General features: G+C 50.1%; 1 protein-coding gene. It reads left to right on the top strand.

Features of this window, described 5'->3' with window-relative positions:
- Positions 1-419: 419 nt before the first annotated feature.
- On the top strand, positions 420-2,582 hold the full coding sequence (locus GF401_15550; GenBank protein ID MBD3346468.1) for a hypothetical protein: 2,163 nt from the start codon (positions 420-422) through the stop codon (positions 2,580-2,582).
- The last annotated feature ends 119 nt before the right edge of the window (positions 2,583-2,701 follow it).

The raw sequence follows: 2,701 nt of genomic DNA, 5'->3' as shown, positions 1-2,701 counted from the left end.
TTCGCTATCCATGGCATTTACAAAATTGGTAATGCTGTCCATACCCGGAATTTACAGCGAAAAGAGTTCTACAGCATAAGTATTTTGTTGCATTAATAACCTGACATTGATGCTCCAAAACAAATCGGTTTCGAGCAACCGCGAAACTGACCGTATCCCGACCGAATGTCGGTCTCTGTAATCGAGGAATCGTTATTGTCACCAAACCATTCTCCAGCATGAACGGCACACTGAAAATTATCTATGATCGCCAGGTAAAGATACTAATAAAGCCGTTTCCTGGAATTCGCCGCTTCAGATGCAATAAATTTCCCTGGACAACATACTATCCCTGGACCGGTGCGATCAATCGATTGCAGCACTCTGCAATACCATTACCTATATTAATTGATTATGAATCACAATCCGGGATGGGATGTATGAACGTCAAACAATCAGAGGCATTAACCAATTATCAAGTTTTTTCTGCTGCACGCGGGATTCGGTTATTATCGTGCATGCTCATGTCCTGCACATCAATCATATGCCTTCTTATAGCAGTATCACCCTGTTTTTCAGGCGAAACCATTCTCTGGAGGATCGGCATTGTTGATGATTCTTTCAATGAATTTGCCGATTTCCAGAGCACCGACACAGAATCATTCGCCATTCCCGACAACTGGCAGACCAGAGCTTTATGGACCGATATTTCGAAGGGAGTCGCCCGTGACCGCAACAGGGTCCTTGAGCTAAGTTATTCTCTTCCGGTGGTCCCGGAACATGGAGCACTCCTCTGGTTCAAGCTCATGGATGCTCATCGGTTGGGAGCCCAGGCCGCGGTATATTCCAATGGTCTGATGGCCGGCCTTATTCAGCTCTGGGGAACGAGCGGGGTAACCGATGCTCCTTACAAATGGAAAAAGACATACCGGCTTTATATTCCTGCGGAAATGCTTTATCAGGGGACCAATATCCTTCGTTTCGAAAGCCTCAGACCGCTCAACTGTGGTGCGGAATCCGACAGCAAATCATGGTGGACCTGGGATTATGTTGCCTTAGTCCAACCGGATTCGGCGGTATCCGAGCCGGTCCATGGGAAACTCACCTGGATGGGAACAACCATGAAGCATGGTGAGCATAAGTGGACAATCAATGAAAGAACATTGCAGTATGCAGACCTTGCATTGCACTGGCTCGGCATCGCGTACAGCGGGAACACGATCCGGGCCGATTTCTGGTCCGATATAAGTTATCTTCAACCGGAGCAGCTTGCCTATCTGCAGAAGCTGCGCGATCTGAATATGACCGTCAATGCCGATCATATCAACACCGGCCATTCCACGTATTTCAACGATGACGGTACACTTTCCGGCTCGGGGCAGTCGAAGCTGGACACCTTTTTTGACAAATACGACACTCTGTTTCAGTGGTACGAAGTCGACAATGAACCGGGGCTGTTCAACCGGCTGAAATCGCGCAATATCGGTATTGCGCAGTATGTCAATAGTATCAAGCCGGATCATGTTGTAACCGCGGCGCCCGGATGGGCTTTCTGGGGCGGCACCTGGGCCAGGGACCCGGTGCAGCGCAAAGAGGTTGAAGACCTCTGCGGGGCATTGAACGGTCATGCCTACGGAATATCGTACCGTGATGCACAGGGCGGCAGCTTTATCGAAAACCTCGAAACGTACGATGGTGTGGTTGACGGATGGCCAAAGGAGTATATAACGACTGAGATCGGCGCCAACGACGATCATACCGATGATGCTTCTGGGGGATCGCTGCAGCCTCATGCAACCGTATTCGACCGTATTCTTCGTGTCCACGTGGCTGTGGCGGACCGGTTCAACCAGCATGCTGCGCATTTCGGCAAATACAGCCTGTTTGCCGCGCCGGATTTTGAAACCATGGATGATCTGGCAGCATATAACGCACACGCCGGTGAAGAAAGCCGCGTTGCAGCATTCCGTCGGAACGCCTGCGCGTATGCAACACATGGAACACCGGTCCCCTTTCAAACAGAGAACTCTTCAGAACTTCAGAACAAGCCGGTGTATGTGCGCGCTGTCAATACTGCGGGACTGGCGCCATTGCCGGGAAGCGGCGGGACTGCCGACAAGGTAATCGTCAGCTTTGTCAATTTCGGCAGCGATTCGGCAACGGTCAGGGCGACCTTTACCATGCCCGTTTACGGGATATGGGGAGGAGACCGGTTCGGGCCGGGGGAAACATATAAAACATCCCATTCTACGGTAACGGACATGCAGGCACAGCCACAATTGGCCCTGGAAGAAAACCTTGGCAAGGGAGAAACGGTCCAGTACTATCTGAAATGCCTTCAGGCAACCTCTTCGGGGCCTTCACAAACCGGAGTGGCTGCCGTACAGAATACCGCCTTCTTAGCATCGACTTACAGCCGACAAATACTCAGTCTCCGCGATCATCTTGCTGTTCCCGGCTATGCACGGGTTGTACGTGTCTATGATCTCCAGGGAAAGCTGCTCTGGTCGAAGCGACCCGGTATGGGGCGTTCGGAAGATAAAAAAATATCAGCACCGGATCATTGCAAGCGGCGAATGGCGGTAATCGAATATGTGCGATAGCAGCTTTATATAAAAAACATCACATTCAAGCTATTAGCAATGGCAATGCAAAATAGAATTATTCCCGGAGTTGTTTGATTGCATTGTTCACTTTTAATTCAAGCATCTCCAATACTGGT

It is taken from the genome of Chitinivibrionales bacterium (genome assembly GCA_014728215.1).
Taxonomy (GTDB): domain Bacteria; phylum Fibrobacterota; class Chitinivibrionia; order Chitinivibrionales; family WJKA01; genus WJKA01.
The sequence above is the reverse complement of the archived record's forward strand: the minus strand, read 5'-3'. Positions and strand labels throughout refer to the sequence as shown.